This window comes from Streptococcus equinus (assembly GCF_049393805.1).
In the GTDB taxonomy this organism is placed as follows: Bacteria; Bacillota; Bacilli; order Lactobacillales; family Streptococcaceae; genus Streptococcus; species Streptococcus equinus.
The window spans coordinates 169,733-193,045 of the sequence record NZ_CP185763.1 but is presented as its reverse complement, the minus strand read 5'-3'; the positions used below and the strand labels follow the sequence as shown (position 1 = coordinate 193,045).

Sequence of the window (23,313 nt, the reverse complement as noted above, 5' to 3'; positions counted from 1 at the left end):
TTTGTCCAAGTTCGTAAATTACTTGTCAAACGATAAACGATTTGGTATTATATAGACAGTAAATATTATCCTTTAATACTGTCCCGTGAGGCAGGCAAGGAGAGAACGGTAAAAGAAAAGTGCAACTGGTATAGTTGTACCTATATTTTGTGGAATCTCCTTGGTAACGAGGAGATTTTTTGTATATTTAGAGAGGTTTGTTTATGAAAACAAAAGAAATTGTTGATGGCGTAACAATGAAACGTGCTATTACACGTATCACTTATGAAATTATCGAGCGCAATAAAAATCTTGATAATATCGTCCTTGCAGGTATTAAGACACGTGGTGTTTATATCGCTCGTCGTATTCAAGACCGTTTGAAACAATTGGAAGGTATTGATATTCCGATTGGTGACCTTGATACCAAACCTTTCCGAGATGATATGAAAGTTGAAGAAGATACAACTGATATGCCAGTTGATATTACTGGTAAAGACGTTATTTTGGTAGATGACGTTCTTTATACAGGTCGTACAATTCGTGCAGCAATTGATAACTTGGTAAGTCTTGGTCGTCCAGCGCGTGTCAGTCTTGCAGTATTAGTTGACCGTGGACACCGTGAACTCCCAATTCGTGCTGATTACGTTGGTAAAAACATTCCAACAAGTGCAATCGAAGAAATTATCGTTGAAGTTATCGAAGTAGACGGTAAAGATCGCGTTAGCATTGTTGATCCAAGTTAATCAGTATAAGAATTAAGGAGAGTGATAAAAAGTGGAAAACGTAAGATACGATGTGCATGATATGCCAAAACCAGGAATGCTTTTTGGACTATCATTTCAACATTTGTTTGCAATGTTTGGTTCAACAGTTTTGGTTCCAATCCTAGTTGGAATTGATCCTGCGATTGCACTATTTTCAAGTGGTTTGGGTACTCTAGCGCATTTGACAGTAACCAAATATAAAATTCCAGCTTATATGGGTTCAAGTTTTGCTTACATCGCAACAATGCAAATGCTCATGAAAACAGATGGGATTGCTGCGGTAGCTCAGGGGGCAATTGCTGGTGGTTTGGTTTACTTGATTGTTGCCTTGATTGTGAAATTTGCAGGAAATGCTTGGATTGATAAAGTATTGCCACCGGTTGTGGTTGGTCCAATCATCATTGTTATCGGTCTTAGCCTTGCAACAACAGCCGTTAATGATGTAATGCTTAAAGATGGCGCTTATAATTTCACTTACCTTTTGATTGGTATGGTAACATTGCTTGCGGTTATTCTCTTTAACATGTATGGCAAAAAAATCATCGGTGTTATTCCAATTCTTCTTGGATTGATTGTTGGTTATATTTTTGCCTTGGTTATTGGTGCTGTGACAGGTCAAAGCATTGTTGATTTGTCAGGCGTTGCAAAATCAGCTTGGTTCCAAGTTCCAGATTTTGATATTCTTTTTGTAGATTATCACTTTAAACTTTATCCAAGTGCTATCTTGACAATGGCTCCAATCGCTTTTGTTACAATGACTGAGCACTTTGGACACGTTATGGTTCTTAATAGCTTAACTGGACGTGACTTCTTTAAAGATCCAGGTCTTGATCACACTCTTACAGGTGATGGTCTAGCACAAATTATCGCAGGTTTCTTCGGTGCTCCACCGGTAACATCATATGGTGAAAACATCGGTGTCATGGCTCTTAACAAAATCTATTCAGTGTACGTTATCGCTGGAGCTGCTGTGATTGCGGTTGTGATGAGCTTTATCGGAAAAATCTCAGCTCTTCTTTCATCAATTCCAACACCAGTTATCGGTGGTATTTCAATTGCACTCTTTGGTGTTATTGCATCAAGTGGTCTTAAAATTTTAGTTGAAAATAAAATTGATTTTGATAATAAGAAAAATCTTTTAATTGCAAGTGTTATCCTAGTTTCTGGTATCGGTGGTTTGACATTACAAGTCGCTGGTCTTCAAATTACAGGTGTTGCTTTCTCAACACTTTTAGGAATTATCTTGTATCAAATTCTTCCAGAAAAGGACTAAAAAATGGCAATTACAGATGGCGTTGTTTCATTAAAACATTTGGTTACAATGGAAACATTATCAAATGAAGAAGTGTTAGGCTTAATCAAACGTGGTATTCAGTTTAAGAATAACGAAGTTGACTTTAGTTTAGATAGACAATATTTTGCGGCTAATCTTTTCTTTGAACCATCAACTCGTACACACAAATCTTTTGAAGTTGCTGAAAGAAAACTTGGACTTGATGTCATTGAGTTTGATGCAAAAACAAGTTCTGTTAACAAAGGTGAGACTTTGTATGATACGATTTTGACAATGAGCTCATTGGGAATTGATATCTGCGTGATTCGTCACTCAATGGAGGATTATTACAAAGAGTTGATTGATAGCCGAACAATTCAAACAGCAATTGTTAATGGTGGTGACGGTTCTGGTCAACACCCAAGTCAGTGTTTGCTTGATTTGATGACAATTTATGAAGAGTTTGGAAGTTTTGAAAATCTTAAAGTTGCTATTGTCGGTGATATCACACATTCTCGTGTTGCAAAATCGAACATGCAAATTCTTAAACGACTTGGAGCAGTGTTATACTTTGCTGGTCCAGAGCAATGGTATTCAAGTGAATTTGATGTCTATGGAAAATTTGTAACAATTGATGAGATTGTTGACAAAGTTGATGTCATGATGATGTTGCGTGTTCAGCATGAACGTCATGATAGCGAGCGTGGTTTTTCAAAAGAAACTTATCATAAAACTTATGGTCTAACTTATGAACGTTATGACAAAATGAAGACTTCTGCCATCATTATGCACCCAGCACCAGTTAATCGTGATGTTGAGATTGCTGATAAACTGGTAGAAGCACCAAAATCAAGAATTGCTACACAAATGCAAAACGGTGTTTTTGTGAGAATGGCAATCTTAGAAGCTGTACTTAATGGTAAAGCTTAACTATTTACTACTTATTTGAAGTGTCCGCTAAAAACGTTAAACTGCTCCCGTGAGAGCAAACGAGAGGAATAAAAATGGCAAAAAGACTTTTAATTTTAGAAGATGGAACAATTTTTGAAGGGAAAGCTTTTGGAGCTGACCTTGATGTAACAGGTGAGATTGTTTTTAATACTGGTATGACAGGTTACCAAGAATCAATTACTGACCAGTCTTATAACGGTCAAATCTTGACATTTACTTATCCGCTAGTGGGTAACTACGGTGTCAATCGAGATGACTACGAATCAATCAAACCAACATGTAAAGGGGTTGTTGTTTCAGAAAACACACGTCGACCTAATAATTGGCGTAATCAAATGACTTTGGATGAATTTTTGAAAGCAAAAAATATTCCTGGAATTTCAGGAGTTGACACACGAGCTCTAACAAAAATCATTCGAAAACATGGTACGATGAAAGCAACTTTGGCAAATGCAGGAGATACTCTTGAGCATTTACAAGACCAGTTGCGAGCAACAGTTTTACCAACTAATAATATTGAGCAAGTATCAACAAAAACTGCTTATCCAGCACCAGGTGTTGGTAAAAATATTGTTTTGGTTGACTTTGGACTTAAACATTCTATTTTACGAGAATTTTCAAAACGTAAATGTAATGTAACGGTTGTACCTTATAACATTACTGCTGATGAGATTCTCCAACTCAACCCTGACGGTGTTATGCTGTCAAATGGTCCAGGTAACCCAGAAGATGTTCCAGAAGTTCTGGATATGATTCGTGGTGTTCAAGGAAAAATTCCAATCTTCGGTATTTGTATGGGTCACCAACTTTTCAGCTTAGCAAATGGTGCTAAAACATATAAAATGAAATTCGGTCACCGTGGATTTAACCATGCGGTGCGCGAAATTGCCACTGGACGTATTGATTTTACAAGTCAAAACCATGGTTATGCAGTTGATCGAGACTCACTTCCTGATTGCTTGATGGTTACTCATGAAGAAATCAACGATAAATCTGTAGAAGGTGTTCGTCACCGTGATTTCCCAGCATTTTCAGTTCAATTCCACCCAGACGCTGCGCCTGGACCACATGATGCAAGTTATCTATTTGATGATTTCATCGAATTAATTGATGCTTTTCAAGCTGGAAAAACTCGTAACTAATGTTTAAAGCTAACCTGAGAGTTAGAAAATATAAGAAGTATGACTAGTCATACTTGAGTTTGAAACTGATTTTGCGAATAAGTTAGTTTTAAATGTCGGAGAACTATTTAATTCTATCCCGTGAGATAGAGAATATAGAAAGGAGAAGATACAAGCTGCAAGTTAGCTAGAAGTTAACTTGAGCATTTGAGTGCTCACCAGTTGTTGGATGAGTAACTCTTGTATCATAGATTATGCCGAAACGTACTGATATTAAAAAAATTATGGTGATTGGTTCTGGTCCGATTATTATCGGTCAGGCTGCTGAATTTGACTACGCAGGAACACAAGCTTGTCTTGCTTTGAAAGAAGAAGGATACAGCGTTGTTCTTGTTAACTCAAATCCTGCAACAATCATGACAGATAAAGAAATTGCTGATAAAGTTTACATTGAGCCTTTGACAACAGAATTTGTAACTAGAATTCTTCGTAAAGAACGTCCAGATGCACTTCTTCCCACATTAGGTGGACAAACTGGTCTTAACATGGCAATGGAATTGTCAAAAGCAGGAATTCTTGATGAACTTGGAGTTGAATTGCTAGGTACAAAATTATCAGCTATTGACCAAGCTGAAGACCGCGATCAATTTAAACAATTGATGGAAGATTTGAATCAACCTATTCCTGAATCTGAAATTGTAAATACTGTTGATGAAGCAGTTGCTTTTGCTGACTCAATTGGTTATCCAGTTATTGTTCGTCCAGCCTTTACTCTTGGTGGTACTGGTGGTGGTATGTGTGACAATGAAGAAGAACTCCGTGAAATCGCTGAAAATGGTTTGAAATTGTCACCAGTTACTCAATGTTTGATTGAACGTTCAATTGCAGGTTTTAAAGAAATTGAATACGAAGTGATGCGTGATGCAGCAGACAATGCTTTGGTTGTTTGTAACATGGAAAACTTTGACCCTGTTGGTATTCACACAGGTGACTCAATTGTTTTTGCGCCAACGCAAACTCTTTCAGATATTGAAAACCAAATGTTGCGTGATGCAAGTTTGAGTATTATCCGCGCTCTTAAAATTGAAGGTGGATGTAACGTTCAACTTGCCCTTGATCCAAATAGCTTTAAATACTATGTTATCGAAGTAAATCCACGTGTGTCACGTTCATCAGCTCTTGCTTCAAAAGCTACTGGTTACCCAATCGCAAAATTAGCTGCTAAGATTGCTGTTGGTTTAACACTTGATGAAATGGTAAACCCTGTTACTGGTACGACATACGCTATGTTTGAACCAGCTCTTGACTATGTGGTAGCTAAGATTCCTCGCTTCCCATTTGATAAATTTGAAAATGGTGAACGTCGTTTAGGTACTCAAATGAAAGCGACTGGTGAAGTTATGGCTATCGGTCGTAACATTGAAGAGTCACTTTTGAAAGCTTGTCGCTCTCTTGAAATTGGTGTTCATCACAATGAAATGCCCGAATTAGCAAATGTTTCAGATGATGATTTGGTGAATAAGATTGTTCGTGCTCAAGACGATCGCCTTTTCTACCTATCTGAAGCCATCCGTCGTGGATACACAATTGAAGAATTATCAAAACTAACAAAAATTGATCTTTTCTTCCTTGATAAATTGCTTCACATTTTTGAAATCGAGCAAGAATTAGCTACTCACGTTGGTGATGTCGATGTTCTTAAAGAAGCAAAACGAAATGGATTTGCGGATCTTAAAATCGCAGAGCTTTGGAACATGAATGCTGAAGAAGTTCGAGCTCTTCGAATCGAAAATAAAATCATTCCAGTTTATAAAATGGTTGATACATGTGCTGCTGAGTTCGAATCAGCAACACCATACTTCTATTCAACATATGAATGGGAAAATGAATCAATCAAATCAGACAAAGAATCAATTATCGTACTTGGTTCTGGACCAATCCGAATTGGTCAAGGTGTCGAATTTGACTACGCAACAGTTCACTCTGTTAAAGCAATTCAAGCTGCAGGATATGAAGCTATTATCATGAACTCAAATCCTGAAACAGTTTCAACTGACTTCTCAATTTCAGATAAACTTTACTTTGAACCACTTACATTTGAAGATGTTATGAATGTAATTGAGCTTGAACAGCCAAAAGGTGTTATCGTTCAATTTGGTGGTCAAACAGCGATTAACTTAGCAGAGCCATTATCAAAAGCAGGTGTCAAAATTCTTGGTACACAAGTGGCTGACCTTGACCGTGCTGAAGACCGAGATCTTTTTGAACAAGCTCTAAAAGCTTTGAACATTCCACAACCACCAGGACAAACTGCAACAAATGAAGAAGAAGCAGTAGAAGCAGCTCATAAGATTGGTTTCCCAGTTCTTGTTCGCCCATCTTATGTTCTAGGTGGACGTGCTATGGAAATCGTTGAAAATGAAGAAGATCTTCGTTCATACATGCGTACAGCTGTAAAAGCAAGTCCTGACCATCCCGTTCTTGTAGACTCATATATTGTTGGTCGTGAATGTGAAGTGGATGCCATTTCAGATGGTAAAGATGTTTTGATTCCAGGTATTATGGAACACATTGAACGTGCTGGTGTTCACTCAGGTGACTCAATGGCTGTTTACCCACCACAAACACTTTCTAAGAAAGTTCAAGAAACTATCGCGGATTACACAAAACGTCTAGCGATTGGGTTGAATTGCTTTGGTATGATGAATATCCAATTTGTTATCAAAGATGAAACTGTTTATGTTATCGAAGTTAACCCGCGTGCAAGTCGTACGGTTCCATTCTTATCTAAAGTAACAAATATTCCAATGGCTCAAGTAGCAACAAAATTGATTCTTGGACAAACTTTGGCAGACCTTGGTTATGAAGATGGTCTTTATCCAGAAGCTGATTATGTCCATGTCAAAGCACCAGTCTTCTCATTTACAAAACTTGCTAAAGTTGATAGCCTTTTGGGTCCTGAAATGAAATCAACTGGTGAAGTCATGGGATCAGATCAAACACTTGAAAAAGCTCTTTACAAAGCGTTCGAAGCTTCATATCTTCACTTGCCATCATTTGGTAATGTAGTCTTTACCGTATCTGATGATACTAAAGCTGAAGCACTTGGATTAGCAAAACGTTTTGCTAACATTGGATACTGTATCCTTGCAACACACGGAACAGCTAAGTTCTTTGCTGAGCATGGCCTTCATTCAACAATCATTGATAAGATTGGTCAAGATGACGATAATGACATTCCAGCACTTGTTCGTGCAGGAAAAGTTCAAGCAATTGTTAATACAGTTGGTACAAAACGTACTCTTGATGAAGATGGAGCTATTATTCGTAGCTCTGCTATTGAGCACGGTGTTCCTCTCTTTACTGCGCTGGATACAGTAGATGCTATGATTCGTGTGCTTGAAAGTCGTGGATTTACAACACAAGCCATCTAATATAAATCAAAGGCTGAGACTATGGTCTCAGCTTTTTTGTTTTCACTTACAAACTTGTAAGAATTTTTGCTAACGAATTCAACTATAATGGTTATAAAGATGAACTTCGGTTTATTCTTGACAGTAAAATACCAAAAATGTATAATTGTTCTATCTTAGCGATACAATTATACAATAAGAAATCGAGGAAGAAAATGTCTAGAAGAAGCAAGTCAAGTATGTCAAAAAAGACTAAGATTACAATTGGAGCAGCAGTAGCTATTTTTGTGGTTGCTGGTGGGGGATTGATGATGTGGCAACAGTCCAAATCATCAGTAAAAAGTGAAGTATCTTACAACACTGTCAATGTAACAGAAGGTACAATTTCATCATCTACTTTACTAACTGGGAAAGTGAAAGCTTCTCAGGAGCAATATGTGTATTTTGATAGTAGTAAAGGTACTTCAGCTAGACCAACTGTAGCTGTCGGAGACCAAATCACAACAGGTCAACAACTTGTTCAATATGACTCAACTGCGGCACAAGCAGCTTACGATACAGCTGTTCGTGGACTTAATAAAGTTGGACGCCAAATTGACTATTTGAAAAAATACGGTAACCTGCCAACAACAACAACTAGTACCGATGAAGAAACTGGTGAGGAAACAACAGTTACTTCTCAGCCAACAGCTCAACAAACTGCTGAATACAATCAGCAATTACAAGATTTGAATGATTCTTATGCGGATGCTCAAGCTGAGGTAAATAAAGCTCAACAATCACTAAATGAAACAATTATTACAAGTGATGTTTCTGGTACAGTTGTTGAAGTTAATAATGATATTGACCCATCATCTAAAAATAGTCAAACGCTTGTTCACGTGGCAACAGAAGGTCAACTTCAGGTAAAAGGAACATTGACAGAATACGATTTGGCAAACATTAAGACTGGTCAAAACGTTAAGATTAAGTCAAAAGTTTATCCTGATCAAGAATGGACTGGTACAATTTCATACATTTCAAATTACCCAAATCAAACTGCTGATGCAGCAACTTCTGAATCAAGCAACTCATCAAATAGTTCAGCTTCATATGATTACAAAATTGATTTGACAGGTGACACTACTAACCTTCAACAAGGATTTACAGTTTCAGTAGAAGTTGTTAATGAAAACAAAAATAAACTTGTCCCAGTTGACGCTGTCTCTACTGAGGGAGATAAAAAGTTTGTCTGGATTTATGACAAAGATTCTAAAAAAGTAAGCAAAGTAGAAGTAGCCCTTGGAAATGCTGATGCTTCACAACAAGAAATTTTAAGTGGAGTAGAAGTAGGTCAATCTGTTATTTCAAATCCTGATAAAGCTCTAAAAAATGGTAAAAAAGTTGAACATGTAACTAAAGAAGATGCCACTGCTAAAGAAGAATAAGAGGTGACAGTAGTGACAGATGAGAAAAAACCACTAATTCAATTAAATAATATTATAAAATCTTACCAGAATGGCGATCAAGAACTCAATGTTTTAAAAGGAATTGATTTAACAGTTTATGAAGGTGAATTTCTTGCCATTATGGGACCATCTGGTTCAGGTAAATCAACCTTGATGAACATTATCGGTCTCTTGGATAGACCAACATCTGGTGATTATAGCTTGAATGGCAAACAAGTCGAAGAACTCAAAGAAAAAGAACTTGCCAGAGTTAGAAACGAAGAAATTGGATTTGTCTTCCAACAATTCTTCCTTCTGTCTAAGTTATCAGCTCTACAAAATGTTGAACTTCCACTCATTTACGCTGGTGTCGGTGCTTCCAAGCGTCGTCAATTAGCAAAACAATTTTTAGAAAAAGTTGAGTTGAGCGAACGAATGAAGCATTTGCCATCTGAGTTGTCTGGTGGACAAAAGCAACGTGTTGCCATTGCGCGTGCTTTGGTCAATAATCCTTCAATTATTCTTGCCGATGAGCCAACAGGTGCCCTTGATACTAAGACAAGTATTCAAATCATGGACTTATTGACGGAGTTAAATCGTGAAGGAAAAACGATTGTTATGGTAACGCACGAGCCTGAGGTGGCTGATTTTGCAACACGAAAAATTATTATTCGTGATGGTGAGATTACAAGAGATACCACAGAAAGTGTTCGAATTGATTAAGGGAGGATTATGATGGAAAATTGGAAATTCGCCCTAAGTTCAATCATGGGGCACAAGATGCGTTCGTTTTTAACAACTTTAGGAATCATTATCGGTGTGGCTTCAGTGGTTGTCATTATGGCATTGGGTGAAGGAATGACAAATCAAGTCACTAATATGTTTGCTTCTGACAATCAAAATATTCAAATTTATTACACAACTAAGAAGTCAGATGATATTGATATTTTTGATGATGAAGACCCTACGGCGTCTGACAAAGGACCACAAATTAAGGAAGAGTGGTTGCAAAAAATCACAAGCGAGCTTCCAGGTGTTACGAATTACTATTTGACAAATGGGACAACATCAACAGTTGAGGGAAATCAGAAAAAATCTAAAAATGTTAATATAACAGGGGTAAACAAGACTTATTTTGCGGTAAAAAAATTCAAAGTACTAGCAGGACGAAGTTTTGAAAAGGGAGATTATGATCGTTTTTCTCGTATTGTTATGTTGGATACAAAATTAGCTGTTAAACTTTTCGGCAGCAATGATGCTGCGCTTAATCAGCAAGTTTCTATCGGTTCAAAAACCTATCTAGTTGTTGGCGTTTATAAAGACCCAGATGCTGGTTCGGCACAGTATGGCATGCAATCAGGCGGAAATGCTGTTATGACAAATACTCAGTTAGCTGCAGAGTTCAACATTGACGAGGTTCAGGGAGCATTTGTTCATGTCAGCGATGTTAAAGAATCGTCTAAAGTCGGAAAAGAAGCTGCTCGTTTGATGACACAGATTTCTGGTGTTAGAACTGGTCGATTTACAATTTATGACATGACGCAAGTACTTTCTCAGGTGAAATCAGCTTATGGCATGATGACAACGGTTATCGGTGCTATTGCAGGTATTTCATTGCTTGTTGGTGGTATTGGTGTCATGAATATCATGTTAGTATCTGTAACTGAGAGAACACGTGAGATTGGTTTACGTAAAGCTCTCGGTGCTACGCGCCAGAAAATTTTGACTCAATTTTTGATTGAATCAATGGTCTTAACAATTTTAGGTGGATTGATTGGGCTTGCCTTAGCGTCTGGAGTGACAGCCTTGCTTGGAAATGCTATTCCAAATGTTAAACCATCTATTTCTCTAAATATTGCACTAGGTAGCCTTATCTTTTCAGCCTTTATCGGTATTGTATTTGGGCTATTACCGGCTAACAAAGCAAGTAAACTAAATCCAATTGAAGCCCTTCGTTATGAATAATGAAAGGAGTTACATAATTTCTTGTTAAAAAAGAATAACCCTTGTATAATAAATTTAAGTAATAGATGTGATAAAGGGTGATATGATGTATGATACTTTGAAGAAGTTGGTTAAATTTTTGGGAATTTTTTCAATTGCTTTGACTGTTTTATTTTTAGTCTATCTATTTAAGAACATGGATATTTTAAATGATCCTGATGCTTTAACAAGAGCGCTTAAAGGCCATTTGATTATAGGTAGCATTGGATTTCTACTATTACAAATTATTCAAGTTGTTATCCCGATTATTCCAGGTGGTGTGACAACGGTTGTTGGTTTTATGGCATTTGGACCAATTCTGGGATTTATTCTGAATTATGTTGGAATTGTGATTGGGAGCATCATTCTATTTTTGCTTACGAGGCGATATGGTAAACCGTTTATTTTATTATTTGTAGATGAGAAATCATTTAAGCATTATGAGCAAAAATTGGCATCATCAACATATGAAACTGTATTTGCTTTGAATATGGCTTCTCCTATATCACCAGCAGATATCTTGGTTATGATAACCGGCTTATCAAGAATGTCCTTTAAACGATTCTTATACATTATCTTAATTTGTAAGCCGATTTCGATTGTTGCTTTTAGTTATTTTTGGATTTATGGTGGAAGATTCATCAAAAGTTTTTTGTGATTTTGGTATAATGTGGTTATGTCAATTGTAATTACAACTAGTTTGAGAGAAAATGCTAATTTGCTTGCTAAAGCAAAATCAATCGGTGAAAAGCTTAATCTTCCAGTGATTGAGCGAAATAAACAATCAGCAAAAAAGCTGTTGCAGGGTCGCGAGGGTGTCCTTTTGGTTTATGAAAATAAGCTGCGCTTATTAAATCAAGATGGTAGTGAGCTTTCTTTTCATCCAGATACGGCTATGCTACGAATAAAAAGTTCACACGATGCATTGGTTGATTTACTTGGTACGGACTCTTTGAAGGTTCTTGACACGACAATGGGATTAGCAAGTGATAGTATTGTTATGTCCCATGCTCGACATGATGTGACTGCAATAGAAAGCAATCCTTTAATCCATTTTATTGTTTCAGAAGGTTTAAAAAACTATCAAAGTGACTCTGATTCACTAAACCAAGCAATGCGTTCAATCAAGACTATTTGTGCTGAGAATCTGGAATACTTAAAAAAACTACCGAATGATTCTTTTGATATTGTTTATTGTGATCCGATGTTTTCTGAGAGAATTGAGGAATCGAAGAATCTGGATGGCTTACGTCAGTATGCTAATGTCACAGCTTTTTCAGAAGAGCTTTTGCAAGAAACTAAGCGCGTGGCTAGAAAGAAGATTATCATTAAAGCTCATTTTAGAGATGATGTCTTTGAAAAATATGGCTTTGAACATCTTATAAGAAAAAATCAAAAATTCCATTATGGAGTTATTGAGATTTGAAGAACACTGTAAAGTGTTCTTTTTTCTTGGATGATTTAGAAAAAAGATAATGATATTCAATTTGATTGACTGATTTATGGGAAAATAGTACAATTCAGCTATAATCAAGTACATGCATAAAATGATGCAAGTGAAAACTACATTATTTGGGAGTTAATTATGATAAAAAAGGGAATTTTGTTAATTGGAGCATTGTTTTTGTTTGCTGGAACATTAGTAATTTATAATGTTGAAGCAAAAGACATAGAGATAAATGAGGATGTCGAAAATTACACAATTAGTAAAATTGTTAATAGTTATAAGGGAGAAGAATATTTCACAAAAGATTATGTTGATGAGATGTTTAAAGTGATGAATGTGTCGGATGATACTAAAATTATTGCTGATTCTGATGGAGGACTATTCTTTTCTGTAAGTGATAATCATGCTATTTCAAAATCCTATGATACTGAAACTGGACAAGTCGTAGAAGAACTAAGCTTAGATTCACCTAGAGCTACTACAATAGGAGAATTAAAGGCAGCTCTATATAAAGCTTTAGAGGAGTAGACACTATGGACGGAAGAAAAAAATTTCTTACTCTGTTAGCTATTCTTACACTTTTGGTATTTGGAGTTTTTGCAATAAAATCCAGCCAAATATTTTATTTACTAATTGGTTTTGGACTGTGCCTAGGCCTTGCCATCACATATTTATTTTGGAATAAATTTGGATAAATCTCTTGATTTATAGGTATTTAAAAAAATATGAACTCGTGTCAAGTTTTTTTCTTGACACCCTCTTCTTTTATGGTATAATAAGTTAAGTGAGTTAGTAGCAGAGCTATTAACCTAAACAAAAAAATAGAAAAGAGACTTTATACTAATGGCAGTAAAAATCCGTTTAACTCGTATGGGTTCTAAGAAAAAACCTTTCTACCGTATCAACGTAGCTGATTCACGTGCTCCACGTGATGGTCGTTTCATCGAAACAGTTGGTACTTACAACCCACTTGTAGCTGAAAACCAAGTAACACTTAAAGAAGAACGTGTTCTTGAATGGTTGTCTAAAGGTGCTCAACCTTCAGATACAGTTCGTAACATCCTTTCTAAACAAGGCGTTATGAAAAAATTCCACGATTCAAAATTCTCAAAATAATAGAGTAACAAAAGCCTATGGATACCATTGAAAATCTTATTATCGCTATTGTGAAACCTTTGATTTCACAACCAGATAATCTTACCATTAAAATTGAAGATACACCTGAGTTTTTAGAATATCATCTGGATTTGGATGCACAGGACATCGGTCGTGTTATCGGTAAAAAAGGTCGTACCATTACAGCGATAAGATCGATTGTCTATTCGGTACCAACTCAAGGTAAAAAAGTAAGACTCGTTATTGACGAAAAAGGAGAAGAGTAGTGTTATGCTACTCTTTTTCTTTTTGTAAATGTCAAGTATCCTGAAAAAATTGAAAAAAGTTTCAAAAAAGTATTGCCAAAGTAGTTCGATCATGATAGAATATATCTTGTCTTGATTTGAGAGACAACTTTTGAGAGTTGTTGTGCAAGTCAGATTATCGCAGTTGAAAAAAACTTTTAAAAAAACTTCAAAAAAGGGGTTGACAAATAAAGCTGATTGCGATAGAATAAATTATGTTATTTATGGGGTATAGCCAAGCGGTAAGGCAAGGGACTTTGACTCCCTCATGCGTTGGTTCGAATCCAGCTACCCCAGTAAACCGTATGGTTTTGTTAATATGGTCCGTTGGTCAAGGGGTTAAGACACCGCCTTTTCACGGCGGTAACACGGGTTCGAATCCCGTACGGACTATCTTGACCAGTTGCAGTAGGGCAGCTGGTTTTTTCTTTACTATTTTTATGGTAAAATGATAAAGACTAAGTTATGTGGAGTGAAAATGAATTACTATAATGTTGGAAGAATTGTCAACACACAAGGTCTTCAAGGTGAGATGCGTGTTTTGTCAGTTACAGATTTTGCTGAAGAACGTTTTAAAAAAGGTTCAAAACTAGCTGTTTTTGATGATAAGGATCGTTTTCTGCTTGATGTAGAAATTGCAAGCCATCGCAAACAAAAGAATTTTGACATCATCAAATTCAAAGGTATGTATCATATCAATGATATCGAAAAATATAAAGGTTGCTCATTGAAGGTTGCTGAAGAAAATCTTTCAGAACTTGAAGATGGTGAATTTTACTATCATGAAATCATTGGACTTGACGTTTATGAAAATGATGTTTTAATTGGGCAAATTAAAGAAATTCTTCAACCTGGTGCTAATGATGTTTGGGTTGTCAAACGTAAAGGAAAACGCGATTTGCTATTGCCGTACATTCCACCAGTTGTTTTGAATGTTGACGTTGCAGGTAATCGTGTTGATGTAGATGTATTGGAAGGACTTGACGATGAAGATTGATATCTTGACACTCTTTCCAGAAATGTTTGCACCGCTTGAATACTCAATTGTCGGAAAAGCGACTGAAAAAGGACTGCTTGACATTAATTACCACAATTTCCGTGATAATGCTGAAAAAGCTCGTCATGTTGATGATGAACCTTATGGTGGCGGTCAAGGAATGTTACTTCGTGCGCAGCCTATTTTTGATACGATTGACAAAATTAACGCTAAAAAACCTCGTGTGATTCTTTTGGATCCTGCAGGTCGTAAATTTGACCAAAGCTATGCAGAGGAGCTTTCACAAGAAGAAGAGTTAATCTTTATCTGTGGTCATTATGAAGGCTATGATGAGCGTATCAAGACGTTAGTGACAGATGAGATTTCACTTGGCGATTTTGTTTTAACGGGTGGTGAGTTAGCAGCGATGACAATCGTTGATGCGACAGTTCGCTTGATTCCAAATGTTCTCGGAAAAGAAGCAAGTCACCAAGATGATTCATTTTCATCTGGTTTGTTAGAATTTCCTCAGTACACTCGTCCATATGACTTCCGTGGTATGAAGGTGCCTGATGTCTTGATGAGTGGTCACCATGAGAATATTCGTAAGTGGCGAATTGAACAAAGCCTTCGCAAAACATTGGATCGTCGACCTGATTTGTTGGAAAACTATACCTTTACGAAGGAAGAAGAGGCCATTTTCCGTAAGATTCTAAAGGATAGAGACGCGAAAAAATAGAATATGTGATATAATAAAGGACATGCGGCTGTATGTCTTTTTATTTTTGTGGAGGTTTTATGCGAACAAAAGATGTTGTAGTGCTTTCTTACCAAGAAAGTTGGAAAGACGATTTTGAGCAAATCTCAAAAGAGTTACAAGAAGCTGCAGGGAAGCTAATACTTCGAATTGAACATGTCGGTAGTACTTCCGTTCAAGGACTTTCGGCAAAGCCAATTATTGATATTGATCTTGTTGTTTCAGATGATACAGATTTAACTGAAGTGATTGATAGTTTGTCAAAAATTGGTTATGTTCATGAAGGAAATTTAGGGATAGAAGGAAGAGAAGCTTTTGCTTATTCTGGCAAAGAGCACTTGCAACTTCATCACCTTTACGTCTGCCCTGAAAGTTCGCGTGAGTTAAAACGTCATCTTGCTTTTCGAGATTATTTGCGCTGTCATCCAGAAGCTGTTCAGGTTTATGGCGAAGTAAAAGAGAAAGCAGCGCAGCTATTTCCTAAAGATATCGATAGCTATATAGCCTATAAATCAACTATTATTGAACAAATATATAAGGAGATGGAAATTTAAATGTCAGAAAATCGTGAAATCTATGACATTACTATCATTGGTGGTGGACCTGTTGGTCTGTTTGCAGCATTTTATGCTGGTTTGCGTGGAGTTTCAGTAAAAATCATTGAAAGTTTATCTGAACTTGGTGGCCAACCTGCAGTTCTTTATCCTGAAAAAATGGTTTACGACGTTGCTGGTTTCCCAGGAATCACAGCAGCAGATTTGACTGAAAATCTTATTAAACAATTGGATCGTTTTAAAGATAACACAGCTATTTGCCTTAAAGAGGAAGTTAAAACTTTTGAAAAAGATGGTGACATCTTCACTATCGATACAAATAAAGGACAACATTTTTCACGTGCGATTGTGATTGCTTGTGGTAATGGCGCATTTGCTCCTCGTACACTTGGTCTAGAAGGCGAAGAATTATACGCAGATAATAACCTTTTCTACAACGTTCACAAACTTGACCAATTCGCTGGTAAAAATGTTGTTATTTGTGGTGGAGGAGACTCAGCAGTTGACTGGGCAAACCACTTGGATGGTTTGGCTAAAAGTGTCACAATCGTACACCGTCGTGATGCTTTCCGAGCTCATGAACACAGTGTTGAAGTGTTGAAAAATTCAAATGTCAATATTTTGACACCTTATGTACCATACGAACTCTCAGGTGATGGCCAATTTGCTAAGAGCTTAACAGTTCAAAAGGTGAAATCAGATGAGACAGTAGAGTTACCGCTTGATGCATTGATTGTAAGCTTTGGTTTTTCAACTTCAAATAAAAACCTAAAAAACTGGAATGTTGATTACAAACGTTCAAGTATTACAGTTTCACCATTGTTTGAAACAAGTCAACCAGGTGTCTATGCAATCGGTGATGCAGCTGATTACGAAGGAAAAGTTGATTTGATTGCAACTGGTTTTGGTGAAGCACCAACAGCTATTAACCAAGCTATTAAATACATTTTCCCTGATCGTGATAATCGAGTTGTTCACTCAACATCATTAATTAATGAATAATAAAAAAGCCTTGTAAGACAGTGAATTCCACTTGTTTTACAAGGCTTTTTCTGAAATCAAAAATTCATTTTCTGAAATTGACGTTTTTGCAGAAAAATGATAGAATTTGAGAGAAAGTGCTTGACATTGATTGGAAATATAGTATAATTCTATCTGTAAACGATTTCAATGGAGGTGATGAGGATTCTAAAGTCTAAACGAAAACAATTAATCATGCAGAAATTGTCTCATGATAAATTTGTTCGGCTGGATGACTTAGTTAGCCTGCTAGATACCTCTGAATCCACTGTTCGAAGGGATTTAGACGAGCTTGAAAGTGAGCGAAAACTTCACCGAGTTCATGGTGGAGCTGAACTTCCTCACTCGCTCCAAGAGGAATTTACCAATCAACAAAAATCTATCAAAAACATTCAAGAAAAAAAGCTAGTTGCTCAAAAAGCAGCAGAAATGATTTCAAGTGATGAAGTTATTTTTGTGGATGCAGGAACAACCAACGAATTATTATTAGGCTATTTAAATCAGGATAATTTAACGGTTGTAACGAATTCAATTCACCACGCTGCTAAGTTGGTTGATAAAAACGTCAAGACCATCATTATTGGTGGTCATGTAAAAAAATCAACTGATGCAAGTATCGGAGTAGCAGCTTACGATCAAATTCGACAGTTGAATTTTGATAAGGCTTTCTTAGGTATTAATGGAATTGATGAAAAATTCCTAACAACACCTGACGTAGAGGAAGCGGTTATTAAAAGGACAGTTATCGAGAATGCCAGAAAGACTTATGTAGTCACTGACTCATCAAAGATTGGTCGTATTTCTTTTGCAAAGGTTGAAAAGATTGAAAATGTTACGATCATTACCAATCAATCTAGCGGAGCACTGATGAAAAAAATAAAAGAAAATACGAGGGTAATTGAAGTATGATTTACACAGTAACTCTGAATCCATCAATCGACTTTATCGTTCGCTTGGATAACTTAGTGCTTGACAGTGTTAACCGTATGTCTAGCGATGATAAGTTTGCTGGTGGTAAAGGAATTAACGTTAGTCGTATCTTGCAACGATTGGATATCGATAATACTGCAACTGGTTTTATCGGTGGTTTCACTGGACGTTTTGTTGCTGATAGCTTAGTAGCTGAAGGTATTAAAACAGACTTTGTTGAAGTTTCTGAAGATACACGTATTAACGTTAAAATCAAAGCTGGTGAAGAAACTGAAATTAATGGTGCTGGTCCAAAAATTTCAGATGAAAAATTAGAAGAATTGAAATCAATTCTTGCTGGCTTGTCTAGCGAAGATACTGTTGTTTTTGCGGGTTCAGCTCCAAGCAGCCTTGGAAACCAAGTTTACAACACTTTGATTCCAATTGCTAAAAAAGCTGGTGCTGAAGTAGTATGTGATTTTGAAGGGCAAACTCTTCTTGACTCACTAAACTATCAACCGCTTTTAGTAAAACCAAATAATCACGAATTGGCTGATATCTTTGGTGTAGAATTGAATGGTCTAGCTGATATTGAAAAATACGCTCGTGAAATTCTTGCTAAAGGTGCTAAAAACGTTATTATTTCAATGGCTGGAGATGGCGCATTGCTTGTAACTCCAGAAGCAGCATACTTCGCAAAACCAATTAAAGGTACAGTTAAAAACTCTGTAGGTGCTGGTGACTCAATGGTGGCAGGTTTCACTGGAGAATACGTTAAATCTGGTGACCCTGTTGAAGCTCTTAAATGGGGTGTCGCTTGTGGAACAGCAACTACATTCTCAGATGACTTAGCAACAGCTGAATTCATCAAAGAAACATATCAAAAAGTAGAGGTAGAAAAACTATGAAAATTCAAGACTTGCTTAAAAAAGAAGTCATGATTCTTGATTTGAAAGCAACTTCAAAAGAAGCTGTTATCGATGAAATGATTACAAGCCTTGTTGAAAACGGTGTTGTAACCGATTTTGATACTTTTAAACAAGGTATCATGAACCGTGAAGCTCAAACATCAACTGGTTTAGGTGATGGTATTGCTATGCCACACAGCAAAAATGCTGCTGTAAAAGAAGCAACAGTTCTTTTTGCAAAATCTACTGCTGGTGTTGACTATGAAGCCTTGGATGGACAACCAACATACCTATTCTTCATGATCGCTGCACCAGACGGGGCAAACGATACTCACTTGGCAGCCCTTGCTGAACTTTCAAAATACCTTTTGAAAGACGGTTTTGCAGATCAATTGCGTAAAGTAACTACTGCTGATGAAGTTATTGCAACATTTAACGCTGCAGAAGAAGATAACAAAGCAAAAGAAGAAGTCAAAGCTGCTCCAGTTTCAGATGATAAACCACTTATCGTTGCTGTAACAGCATGTACAACTGGTATTGCACATACTTACATGGCAGAAGAAGCCCTCATCAAACAAGGTGAAGAAATGGGTGTAACAGTTCGTGTTGAAACAAATGGTGCATCAGGTGTTGGTAACCGCTTGACAGCAGATGAAATTGCTCGCGCTAAAGGTGTTATCGTTGCTGCTGATAAAGCTGTTGAAATGGCTCGTTTCGACGGTAAACAATTGGTATCTCGTCCAGTTGCTGACGGTATCAAGAAAACTGAAGAATTAATTAACATCATCCTTGATGGTAAAGCTGATACTTACAAAGCTGCAGCAGGTTCTTCTACTGAAGAAAAAGAATCAAGTGAAAAACTTAGCCTTGGTGCTGCATTCTACAAACACTTGATGAGTGGTGTTTCTCAAATGTTGCCATTCGTTATCGGTGGTGGTATCATGATTGCACTTGCATTCTTGATTGATAACATTTTGGGTGTACCAAAAGATCAACTTTCTAACTTGGGTACATATCACCAAGCAGCTGCTTACTTCAAAACAATTGGTAATGCAGCATTTGGATTCATGCTTCCAATTTTAGCTGGTTACATTGCATACTCAATCGCTGAAAAACCAGGTCTTGTAGCTGGTTTCGTAGCTGGTGCTATTGCTTCAAGTGGTGCTGCATGGGGTAACCTTGAAGGAACTCCTTCAGGATTCCTTGGTGCTCTTGTTGGTGGTTTCCTTGCTGGTTGGCTTGTAAACCTTGTTAAAAAAGCATGTGCTGGTCTTCCACGTTCACTTGAAGGTATTAAATCTATCTTGCTTTACCCATTACTTGGTGTATTCTTGACAGGTTTTGCAATGCTATTTGTTAATATCCCAATGGCAGCAATCAACACTGGTTTGAACAACTTCCTTGGAGGTCTTCAAGGTGCATCAGCTGTTCTTCTAGGTGCTATCCTTGGTGGAATGATGGCTATCGATATGGGTGGACCATTTAACAAAGCTGCTTACGTATTTGGTACAGGTACACTTGCTGCATCTGTAGCATCAGGTGGTTCAGTTGCTATGGCATCAGTTATGGCTGGTGGTATGGTTCCTCCACTTGCAGTATTTGTTGCAACTCTTCTTTTCAAAAATAAATTCACTGAAGAAGAACGCAACTCAGGTTTGACTAACATTATCATGGGTCTTTCATTCATTACTGAAGGTGCTATTCCATTTGGTGCTGCTGACCCTGCTCGTGCTATCCCAAGCTTCATGGTTGGTTCAGCTGTAGCTGGTGGTCTTGTTGGTGCATTTGGTATCAAACTTATGGCTCCACACGGTGGTATCTTCGTTATTGCATTGACAAGCGCTCCAATCCTTTACCTTGTCTTTGTTATCATCGGAGCAATCATTGCGGGTATCCTATTTGGTGCTCTTCGCAAAGCTAAATAATTAAAAACAACTAATATAAAATTTTATTAATCTAACACACTAGAGAACCCCTTCGGGGGTTCTTTTTGTTATTTAAACACCACAGTTATAGTTTATAACTATAACAATATCTAACTACATAGCTGATAACTATAACAAAGCATAAAAAGATAGAATGGCTAGAACCGTTGAAAAATAAGGGCTTATCAGTTAAAATCTAAACTATAAAATTTTTGAATCATATAGTTTTAAACTAATGAGGTTATAGGAGGTAACTATGATTAAGGTTTCGAATTTGGGTTATCCGCGTTTAGGTGAGAATCGTGAGTGGAAAAAACTGATTGAATCGTATTGGTCTGGAAATATTTCTCAAGCTGAGTTAGAAGCACAAGCTAAGACGTTGCGTCTGTCATTTTTGAAAAAGCAAGCTGAGGCAGGGCTTGATTTTATTCCAGTAGGTGATTTTTCACTTTATGACCATATTTTGGATTTATCTGTTCAATTTGGTGTTATTCCAAATCGTTTTTCAAAAGAAGACGTCAATCTGGATTTGTTTTTTGCGATTGCTCGTGGAAACAAGGACAATGTGGCTTCTTCAATGAAAAAATGGTTCAATACAAATTATCACTACATTGTACCTGAATGGTCAAAAGTGAAGCCGCATTTGACAAATACACGCTTGCTTGATTTATACATTGAGGCAAGAGAGGTTGTTGGTGATAAGGCAAAGCCGGTAATTACAGGTCCTATTACTTATGTTGCACTTTCATCTGAAGTTAGTGATTTTACATCGGCAGTAAAAAAACTTTTACCACTTTATAAGCAAGTTTTTAAAGAATTAGCTGCAGCTGGTGCGACTTATGTTCAAGTTGATGAACCAATTTTTGTGACGGATGAGGGTGCTGGACTTTTAGAGGCTGCAAAATATGTTTATTCTTATTTTGCAAAGGAAGTGCCAGAGGTGAATATTATTTTCCAAACGTATTTTGAAGCATTGATTGATGCTGAAACATTGTCTGAACTTCCTGTAGCTGCTTTTGGACTTGACTTTGTTCATGGGTTTGATGAAAATTTGCAAGCTGTCGAAAATGGTCTTTTTGAGAATAAAGAAGTTTTTGCTGGCGTAGTTGATGGGCGAAATATTTGGGCAAATGATTTTGTAAAAACATCAGAACTGTTGAAAAAGCTCCAAGATAAGGTTGGTAATCTTGTGATTCAACCGTCTTGTTCCCTACTTCATGTTCCGGTGACGACAAAAAATGAGAATGAGCTAGAGTTAGTATTGAAAAATGGTCTTGCTTTTGCTGATGAAAAATTAGAAGAGCTGGTTCTTTTAGCTCAGCATTTAGATGGGAAAGAGTCAGATAGTTACAAACAGCATCTTGCTAACTTTGATGCTTTACAAGCAGCTGATTTTCGAAATGTTACCCTTGAAAACCTAGATAATGTTCCAACTCAGCGTGTAAACTATAAAGTTCGTCGTAAAGTACAAGAAGCTAAACTTGGTTTGCCAACTCTTCCGACTACAACTATTGGCTCATTTCCACAATCACCAGAGGTTAGAAGAACACGTTTGGCTTGGAAGCGTGGGGATATTTCTGATACAGAATACGAAGATTTTATCAAATCCGAAATTGCTCGTTGGATTAAAATTCAAGAGGATTTAGATCTCGATGTTCTGGTGCACGGTGAATTTGAACGTGTGGATATGGTGGAATTCTTCGGTCAAAAATTGGCTGGATTCACCACAACAAAACTTGGTTGGGTTCAATCGTATGGTTCTCGTGCCGTTAAACCGCCGATTATTTATGGTGATGTGAAACACATTCAACCATTATCAGTGAAAGAAGTGGTTTATGCACAAAGTTTAACTGATCGTCCGGTTAAAGGTATGCTAACAGGTCCAATCACGATTACGAATTGGTCGTTTGAGCGTTCTGATATTTCACGTGCTGATTTATTTAATCAAATTGGGCTTGCCATCAAAGACGAAATCAAATTGCTAGAAGATGCGGGTATTGCTATTATCCAAGTAGATGAGGCAGCACTTCGTGAGGGCTTGCCACTTCGTAAAGCTAAACAACAGGCATATCTTGACGATGCTGTGCATGCTTTTCGTATTGCTACTTCGTCGGTTAAAGATGAAACGCAAATTCACACACATATGTGTTATTCAAAATTTAACGAAATTATTGACTCAATTCGAGATTTGGATGCTGATGTTATTTCAATTGAGACAAGTCGTAGTCATGGAGATGTTATTCAGTCATTTGAAACAGCGGTTTATCCGCTTGGAATCGGTCTTGGTGTTTACGATATTCACTCACCTCGTGTTCCAACAAAAGAAGAAGTTATTGCAAATATCGAACGTCCTCTTCGTCAATTGTCTGTCGAACAATTCTGGGTTAATCCTGACTGTGGATTAAAAACACGTCGTGAACCAGAAACAGTTGCAGCGCTTAAAGTTTTAGTGGAAGCAACAAAGGAAGTCCGAGCAAAATACAGAAAATAAGGAAGGTTAAGC

21 protein-coding genes and 2 tRNA genes are annotated in these 23,313 nt (G+C 37.0%); all 23 read left to right on the top strand.

Features of this window, described 5'->3' with window-relative positions; genetic code table 11:
- Positions 1–203: 203 nt before the first annotated feature.
- The 23 genes from pyrR to metE all read left to right on the top strand — a co-directional run bounded on the left by pyrR (position 204) and on the right by metE (position 23,301).
- Positions 204–725 carry a bifunctional pyr operon transcriptional regulator/uracil phosphoribosyltransferase PyrR gene (gene pyrR, locus ACN0NP_RS00940; protein WP_021142526.1) on the top strand — a complete coding sequence of 174 codons (522 nt, stop codon included), beginning with the start codon at positions 204–206 and terminating at the stop codon, positions 723–725.
- 61 nt (positions 726–786) lie between these two features.
- Positions 787–2,019 (top strand): uracil-xanthine permease family protein, encoded by a 1,233-nt coding sequence (locus tag ACN0NP_RS00935; protein ID WP_074450880.1) that lies wholly within the window; start codon positions 787–789, stop codon positions 2,017–2,019.
- A 3-nt stretch (positions 2,020–2,022) separates the two neighbouring features.
- Positions 2,023–2,949: an aspartate carbamoyltransferase catalytic subunit gene (locus tag ACN0NP_RS00930; protein ID WP_423217362.1), complete on the top strand. Its 927-nt coding sequence runs from the start codon at positions 2,023–2,025 to the stop codon at positions 2,947–2,949.
- Between the two features lie 74 nt (positions 2,950–3,023).
- Positions 3,024–4,112, top strand: coding sequence for a carbamoyl phosphate synthase small subunit (locus ACN0NP_RS00925; RefSeq protein ID WP_021142521.1), 1,089 nt, complete (start codon positions 3,024–3,026; stop codon positions 4,110–4,112).
- A 233-nt stretch (positions 4,113–4,345) separates the two neighbouring features.
- Positions 4,346–7,525: a carbamoyl-phosphate synthase large subunit gene (gene carB / locus ACN0NP_RS00920; protein WP_423217361.1), complete on the top strand. Its 3,180-nt coding sequence runs from the start codon at positions 4,346–4,348 to the stop codon at positions 7,523–7,525.
- Positions 7,526–7,719: 194 nt separating this feature from the next.
- The gene (locus ACN0NP_RS00915; protein ID WP_423217360.1) at positions 7,720–8,931 is read left to right on the top strand and encodes an efflux RND transporter periplasmic adaptor subunit; all 1,212 of its coding nucleotides are present in this window, start codon (positions 7,720–7,722) and stop codon (positions 8,929–8,931) included.
- 12 nt (positions 8,932–8,943) lie between these two features.
- Positions 8,944–9,654: an ABC transporter ATP-binding protein gene (locus tag ACN0NP_RS00910; RefSeq protein ID WP_021142518.1), complete on the top strand. Its 711-nt coding sequence runs from the start codon at positions 8,944–8,946 to the stop codon at positions 9,652–9,654.
- A 12-nt stretch (positions 9,655–9,666) separates the two neighbouring features.
- Positions 9,667–10,896: an ABC transporter permease gene (locus ACN0NP_RS00905; protein WP_021142517.1), complete on the top strand. Its 1,230-nt coding sequence runs from the start codon at positions 9,667–9,669 to the stop codon at positions 10,894–10,896.
- Positions 10,897–10,981: 85 nt separating this feature from the next.
- Positions 10,982–11,572, top strand: a complete 591-nt coding sequence (locus ACN0NP_RS00900) for a TVP38/TMEM64 family protein (protein WP_107374655.1) — start codon at positions 10,982–10,984, stop codon at positions 11,570–11,572.
- 18 nt (positions 11,573–11,590) lie between these two features.
- Positions 11,591–12,340 carry a class I SAM-dependent methyltransferase gene (locus ACN0NP_RS00895; RefSeq protein WP_423217359.1) on the top strand — a complete coding sequence of 250 codons (750 nt, stop codon included), beginning with the start codon at positions 11,591–11,593 and terminating at the stop codon, positions 12,338–12,340.
- Between the two features lie 159 nt (positions 12,341–12,499).
- Positions 12,500–12,889, top strand: a complete 390-nt coding sequence (locus ACN0NP_RS00890; protein WP_235671180.1) for a hypothetical protein — start codon at positions 12,500–12,502, stop codon at positions 12,887–12,889.
- A gap of 315 nt (positions 12,890–13,204) precedes the next feature.
- Positions 13,205–13,477 carry a 30S ribosomal protein S16 gene (rpsP, locus tag ACN0NP_RS00885; protein WP_004232185.1) on the top strand — a complete coding sequence of 91 codons (273 nt, stop codon included), beginning with the start codon at positions 13,205–13,207 and terminating at the stop codon, positions 13,475–13,477.
- Positions 13,478–13,494: 17 nt separating this feature from the next.
- The gene (locus tag ACN0NP_RS00880; RefSeq protein WP_003065320.1) at positions 13,495–13,743 is read left to right on the top strand and encodes a KH domain-containing protein; all 249 of its coding nucleotides are present in this window, start codon (positions 13,495–13,497) and stop codon (positions 13,741–13,743) included.
- A 243-nt stretch (positions 13,744–13,986) separates the two neighbouring features.
- Positions 13,987–14,058, top strand: a tRNA-Gln gene (locus tag ACN0NP_RS00875).
- Positions 14,059–14,082: 24 nt separating this feature from the next.
- Positions 14,083–14,154 (top strand) — tRNA-Glu (locus tag ACN0NP_RS00870).
- A gap of 85 nt (positions 14,155–14,239) precedes the next feature.
- Positions 14,240–14,758, top strand: a complete 519-nt coding sequence (gene rimM / locus ACN0NP_RS00865; RefSeq protein WP_021142513.1) for a ribosome maturation factor RimM — start codon at positions 14,240–14,242, stop codon at positions 14,756–14,758.
- The gene (trmD, locus tag ACN0NP_RS00860; RefSeq protein WP_423217358.1) at positions 14,748–15,476 is read left to right on the top strand and encodes a tRNA (guanosine(37)-N1)-methyltransferase TrmD; all 729 of its coding nucleotides are present in this window, start codon (positions 14,748–14,750) and stop codon (positions 15,474–15,476) included. Before rimM ends, trmD begins: the two co-directional genes overlap by 11 nt.
- A 59-nt stretch (positions 15,477–15,535) precedes the next feature.
- A complete protein-coding gene (locus ACN0NP_RS00855) occupies positions 15,536–16,048 on the top strand; it encodes a GrpB family protein (RefSeq protein WP_033152844.1) in 513 nt (170 codons plus the stop codon).
- Positions 16,049–17,050 (top strand): NAD(P)/FAD-dependent oxidoreductase, encoded by a 1,002-nt coding sequence (locus ACN0NP_RS00850; protein ID WP_027968617.1) that lies wholly within the window; start codon positions 16,049–16,051, stop codon positions 17,048–17,050.
- A gap of 177 nt (positions 17,051–17,227) precedes the next feature.
- The gene (locus tag ACN0NP_RS00845) at positions 17,228–17,977 is read left to right on the top strand and encodes a DeoR/GlpR family DNA-binding transcription regulator (protein WP_024343941.1); all 750 of its coding nucleotides are present in this window, start codon (positions 17,228–17,230) and stop codon (positions 17,975–17,977) included.
- A complete protein-coding gene (pfkB, locus tag ACN0NP_RS00840) occupies positions 17,974–18,885 on the top strand; it encodes a 1-phosphofructokinase (RefSeq protein ID WP_004232166.1) in 912 nt (303 codons plus the stop codon). Before ACN0NP_RS00845 ends, pfkB begins: the two co-directional genes overlap by 4 nt.
- Entirely contained in the window at positions 18,882–20,810 is a 1,929-nt protein-coding gene (locus tag ACN0NP_RS00835; RefSeq protein ID WP_074567146.1) for a PTS fructose transporter subunit IIABC, read from the top strand. Before pfkB ends, ACN0NP_RS00835 begins: the two co-directional genes overlap by 4 nt.
- A gap of 256 nt (positions 20,811–21,066) precedes the next feature.
- Positions 21,067–23,301 (top strand): 5-methyltetrahydropteroyltriglutamate--homocysteine S-methyltransferase, encoded by a 2,235-nt coding sequence (gene metE / locus ACN0NP_RS00830; RefSeq protein WP_423217357.1) that lies wholly within the window; start codon positions 21,067–21,069, stop codon positions 23,299–23,301.
- Positions 23,302–23,313: the final 12 nt, after the last annotated feature.